The sequence below is a fragment of the Pseudovibrio sp. POLY-S9 genome (assembly GCF_001431305.1).
Classification (GTDB): domain Bacteria; phylum Pseudomonadota; class Alphaproteobacteria; order Rhizobiales; family Stappiaceae; genus Pseudovibrio.
Genome location: NZ_LCWX01000239.1, coordinates 70,349 through 75,375 on the forward strand (window position 1 = coordinate 70,349; position 5,027 = coordinate 75,375).

Annotated in this window: 5 protein-coding genes and 1 pseudogene; all 6 read right to left on the reverse strand. The window is 53.7% G+C overall.

Annotated features, from left to right (window positions below; genetic code table 11):
- A partial coding sequence (locus tag PPL9_RS26755; protein ID WP_057465584.1) for a DUF3164 family protein occupies positions 1-607 on the reverse strand: 607 nt, incomplete at its 3' end.
- An 18-nt stretch (positions 608-625) separates the two neighbouring features.
- Positions 626-868 carry a hypothetical protein gene (locus PPL9_RS26760; RefSeq protein ID WP_057465585.1) on the reverse strand — a complete coding sequence of 81 codons (243 nt, stop codon included), beginning with the start codon at positions 866-868 and terminating at the stop codon, positions 626-628.
- Positions 865-1,863: an AAA family ATPase gene (locus tag PPL9_RS26765; protein WP_082597129.1), complete on the reverse strand. Its 999-nt coding sequence runs from the start codon at positions 1,861-1,863 to the stop codon at positions 865-867. Before PPL9_RS26765 ends, PPL9_RS26760 begins: the two co-directional genes overlap by 4 nt.
- A 73-nt stretch (positions 1,864-1,936) precedes the next feature.
- Entirely contained in the window at positions 1,937-3,877 is a 1,941-nt protein-coding gene (locus PPL9_RS26770) for a transposase domain-containing protein (RefSeq protein WP_059279748.1), read from the reverse strand.
- A gap of 2 nt (positions 3,878-3,879) precedes the next feature.
- Positions 3,880-4,383, reverse strand: a complete 504-nt coding sequence (locus PPL9_RS26775) for a hypothetical protein (RefSeq protein WP_244273485.1) — start codon at positions 4,381-4,383, stop codon at positions 3,880-3,882.
- A gap of 4 nt (positions 4,384-4,387) precedes the next feature.
- Positions 4,388-5,027: pseudogene (locus PPL9_RS32580) on the reverse strand (hypothetical protein); the annotation flags it as partial.

Genomic DNA, 5,027 nt, shown 5'->3' on the forward strand with positions numbered 1-5,027 from the left:
GATCGAGAGAGATCGGTGTTTGCAAGCCTGTCATCGGATCACGTTCATAGATCCTCAGATACGTCTTGGAGCCCGTGATGCGAACAGCGTCAGAGATGGCATCCATTGCTCGCAGCCAGTCTGGATCTTCAATGCTGGAGCGGCGCAAGCTCAGAACCCGGCTTGTCGAAATCTTGCCTTGTTGATCTACGTGGAAGGCATCATCGACCAGCACCTGAAGGTTTGCATTCGCACCTTCACTCCATTTATTGATGCATTGATCAATTAGAGCTTTGGCCGCTTCCAGCTCTGCCCCAAAACTTATGTGCTCGGAAATGGCAACCTGAACAGCCAATGTGCCGTCATAAGACAACAAGGTCATGTTGCCTTTTTTGCCACCCTTCTTCGCTCCATATTTTTCGGCGATTAACTCACGAAATGCTTGCACATTGCCAAGTGCATCTACTTTGAATTTTGAAAGAGCCTGATTGAGGAAACGCGCAGATTCAACGATCTCTTTAACAAGGGCATCTTCTTCCTGATGTTCCATCTTAATGGTTGCTAAAGGCACAAACGCGCCCTTGGCATTCTTCCAGCAACCCTCTGGGACGAGTGTTTCGTTACTCATGAAATCAATCCTTTTAAATCAAGCAGAAGTTTCTGGATCTGCAGGGCGCTCCAGATCTGGGATGGGAAAGAAGATCACGCCATCAACCTGCAGGTTGCTTTTTGCTGGTGTCTGCTGGCTTGCCCTAGCTGTCTCAATGGCGCATTTGAGCCCCGCACCAAAAGCTTCAGCACTGTGCTGAGAGAACGGCTCTCCATGTTTGGTATATTCGCGGAACCAGACTTCCAGCGTCTCTAGTTGACCGACAAGGGCTGCACTCATAGCTCTTCTCCCCCACGGTTAGACCAGGCTGCGCGGATGGTTTTTGCGTCTACCTTGCCGCCATTTCCAAAGGCCAGCATGTGAGCCAATCGAACTGTTTTAGAGACTTGGGAAAGAGCACCAGGCTTGCGGCCAATGGCATGCAGTATCTTGCGGGCTTCTACATCTTCAATGTCCCATGCATCCACGATCACAGCCACGTCCTGTTTGGTAGGACGCATCTGGCGCACGCGCATTCCAGTGCGGCGGTTGATCTGCGCATATGCAGCCTTGGGCTGAGCACCGCCAAAGCGGGTGTAAAGCTCTTCATTGCCGATCAGAGCAATGCCGCACCCATACCGATCAAGAAAATCTCGCAGTTCGTTGACTGCATTATCAGAAAGGTTCTGAGCCTCATCAATGATCAGCATAGGCTTGCGGCCATTGCGCTGAACCCGCAAACCGATTGCATGTCTCAGCAGGAGCAGGTTCCGCTCATTAATTTCCATCGCCATACCGATCTCACGCACCATAGCAGCTGGTGTGGATGTGGTTGGCCGCATAGTCACCAGATAGGTGTGAGAGTGATCTTCAACATATTTGCGTGCCGTCATGGTTTTGCCCATGCCAGCACCCAGAGTAATCACCACCATTTCAGGCATGCTTTGGGCAAACTGTAGAGCGCTCATCACCTTCTCTGAGGTGGGCGTTTCCACATATCCAAGATCCTCAGGAACTTGCATTTCAGTCTGTTCAAAGCTGTGCTGGTTATCAACGAACAACCTCACCGCGTCGGTGGTCTTCGTATAATCCCCACGATACTTACCGGAAAACCACTCGGAAAATGTAGCCGCTGCAATGTCCACTTCACGGGCAAACGCTGCCTTGGAAAGCCCTTTCTTTTCAGCGTATTTCTTCGCTGCAACACGCGCATCCAGCCACGCCCATTTCTGCTTTTCAGGGATCTCGGTAATCGGATCAACCAGATCCCAGACTTGTTTCATTCGATCGCTCATGTTTTATTCCGTCTGTCAAATGTCCGTTTTCGGACGTGTCAATTTGTTGGGGAGATGCCTGCAACGCATCTCCTCAGCTATCTGCCCCGCTCTGGAAGGGCACTACGCGACTACTCGAATTACTCATGGCCGCCATAGCTCGGCCAAAACTCTTGTCAGCATCCTCATTCCATGCCGGTCCTTGCGGCACAGGCCGATCCTGACCCACCGCCAAACGCACAACCTGCTGTTCCGGCATGGCCTCGGTTTCCCTCTCAATCTTCGGCAACAAGTTTGCGACCTCATCAATGCCCATGGAAACCTCAAGGCGCTGTGCTTCACGCATCGTCTTCATGTAAGCAGTGCGCTTGCGGGCATGTTCGCGGGCTGCATTGGTGTCATTAAAGCCAACCGCTTCAATGCACTCAGCTGCACACACAAACGAGCCATCCAGCCGGTAAACAAAGATCCCGTTATGCAAATTGTCAGGGTCAAACCGCACGATCATTTTAGAGCCCGCATGCTCATTCATCGCAGGAGCCCAATAACGATTTCCATTGAGATGAATTTCACCCGATGGCTTGCGGGATTTAACCCCTTCAGCAGCCATCAGCCACAAGCGGCGCTGTGCTTCAGAGGCCGTTCGAACGATGGTCGAAGGGTCTGCCAGCGATGCCCGAAACGTCTGCTCAAACGAGCGGCCATTGCAGCAACCGGCACGGCGACCCTCACGGGTGTTGTGACGCACGATCTGCTCAGCAACATGCTGCTCAAACTCGGCAATCGGAATAGCCTTGGAACCGTAGTTCTCAGGCTTTGCCATCGGGTTGTTGCCCGTATAAGCCCCGGCACATTTCGGGTGCTTGGCGATCTCCTCACACAGATCCCGAAAGGCGCGTTCAATCGGCTTGGACTGGCCTGAATACGGCGTAGTCCAGTGCACGGTAACACCCAGTGTATGCAGGATGCCGGAAGGATCTTCATCCTTCACCTTGAACCGGAACCGTGTTGGCATCCGACCTGTAATCCACTTGGAAGCAAAGCTGCGGCCATTGTCCAGATAGATGCTGTCAGGAATACCAAAGCTCTCCACCATGTCGCCAATGGCAAGGCGCACAGCGTCCTTGTTCTCGGACTTCTGGATACGGTGAGAAAGCATCTTGCCGGAATGAAGATCCTGCAGGGCCAGCATCAACGGGCGACCAATGCTGCCATCTTCCCAGATAACGAACACATCGAATTTATGACCATCCGCATTCACCGCTTCCATGGCATGGAACACAGAACGGTCTCGCTCCTGCGCCGGATAAAGCTGCTTGGCTGCATCCTTGCCTTTGCGCGACAGCATTATCGCCCCCGCAGGCACGTCACGCTCAATGCGCCGCTTCAACGTTTTCGCGCTTGGCACAGGCGTCCAGCCATGGTGATCAGCAGCTTCCTTCATGCGCCGGTAACACGCAGCAAACCCCGGTTCCTCAGGGCGCAGATAATCCGCCTTCAGCATCTCATAGGCACGCGGATCACACTCAGCTGTTGCCGTGCGGCCCGGATTTTTGGGCGTCAGCACAGCAAGCCAGTCTTCCCGTGCATAGCCGTGGGTCAGCTTCTCCCAGTTCCAAAGGGTTGAGGAGGCAATACCCGTTTCCATTGCAACAAAAGCAACCGCATGGGTTTTGCTCATCCCGCCGCGATGCATGGTGTCAATGCGGGCAACCACGCTCAAACGTTCTTTGGCATCCTGTTTCTTCTTCTCAGACAAGCGCTCATAGTTTGCCCAGGCATCAGAGGTTGCCGCACCTTTTTCTTTGATCTTGATGGCCCCGGATTGCGCCAGCAACTTGGCTTGCACAGACGCAGGCAACAGGCTCACATGGTATTCAAACCCACCACCTTGCCCGCCACGCTCCCGGCACCGCTCCCCATGGTTGCGCCAGCCTTCACGGTCTATCAGCGTATTCAAGCCGCGCTCCGTATTCGGCCAGTCACTCACGCGCACAGCGGCCAATTCGGAAACTTCAAACCATTCTTGCAACATATCTATCGTCTCCGTCCTCTGCGCAGCTCAACAGGTGACCGTTCCAGATCTTTCAAAATCTGCTGGTCCTTAATGATTTTCTGCTTCAGCACACCAATTTGGGCAAAGCGGGCTTCTTCCCCTTGCATCAGGGTCAGTCCGTCATCTTCCACCACCAGCTGCCACAACCAGTTGCAGCCCGTGGCCTTCACAAAAGCCTTGAACCGCAACAGAGAAATCTGGTGAGCCTCGCTGCTTTCGCTTGTGTACTTGTCCAGCATGCCCTTGCTGAATTTCGGCAGGCCCAAAATGGTGCCCATCCGCGCCGCCACATCTTCGCGGCTATACGGGCATTCCTTCAAAGCATCAGACATGGCCCGCTTCAACTTGGCGGAAAAGTCCATGCACTCAATGTCGCGCTTGGGTGTGCGCACTGGAAACAAAGCCTGCGCGGGCTGTCCGTCCGCATTAAACATGTCGAACTGGCGATCATCATGGGGCTGTCGTCTGGGTCTGTTACGAGCCATGGCGCTAGTCCTTCACCTTGGCATCAAGCACAGCGTCAGAGGCTTCCAGCCCCAGAGCGTCCAGAAAGCTCCTGCGCCGCTTGCGCCCCAGCCGGTTCCAGCTGGCAAGCAAGGTGCGATAAGCCTTTTCCTCTTCACTCACCGGAGCCATGCTGCTCTTCATGCTCAGCAGCACTTCCGCCTGAGAAACCTTTGTGGCATTTCCATCCGCAATCACATTCAGGATCGCACGTTGTGCAGCTGGCTCTTTTTTCGCCAGCGCTTCCAGTTCCTTGCCGCTCTCAGCAAGGCCAGTGTCCCGCACCAGCTCAATCACATCAGGCGAAAGCCTCGAAACAATAGAAACTGCCCGCTGAATAGACCGCTCAGACAGACCAGTTTTCTCAGCTGCCGCCTTGGAAAATCGGTTCGCCAACTTGGCGATCTGATTTTTATCTTTAAAATCAACGCTCTTTTTATCGCCGCCATTCTTGGTATCCGGGTACATCTCTTCATGCACCTCTTTGCGAGCCATCAAGAACACAGCACGATCCAACGGCGACAGCTCCCGCCGCATCAGGTTCTCGTCAATCTCAATCAGCTTGGCTTCAAGGTCAGAAGCTTCCACCTGAGAAACTGGGATCTCCTCCCAGCCCAGCTTTTCA

What these genes read in the sequence shown, in the direction of transcription:
- PPL9_RS26760 (WP_057465585.1), bottom strand. Translation starts at nt 868, where the DNA reads ATGAGTGCAGCCCTTGTCGGTCAACTAGAGACGCTGGAAGTCTGGTTC.
- PPL9_RS26765 (WP_082597129.1), bottom strand. Translation starts at nt 1,863, where the DNA reads ATGAGCGATCGAATGAAACAAGTCTGGGATCTGGTTGATCCGATTACC.
- PPL9_RS26770 (WP_059279748.1), bottom strand. Translation starts at nt 3,877, where the DNA reads ATGTTGCAAGAATGGTTTGAAGTTTCCGAATTGGCCGCTGTGCGCGTG.
- PPL9_RS26775 (WP_244273485.1), bottom strand. Translation starts at nt 4,383, where the DNA reads ATGGCTCGTAACAGACCCAGACGACAGCCCCATGATGATCGCCAGTTC.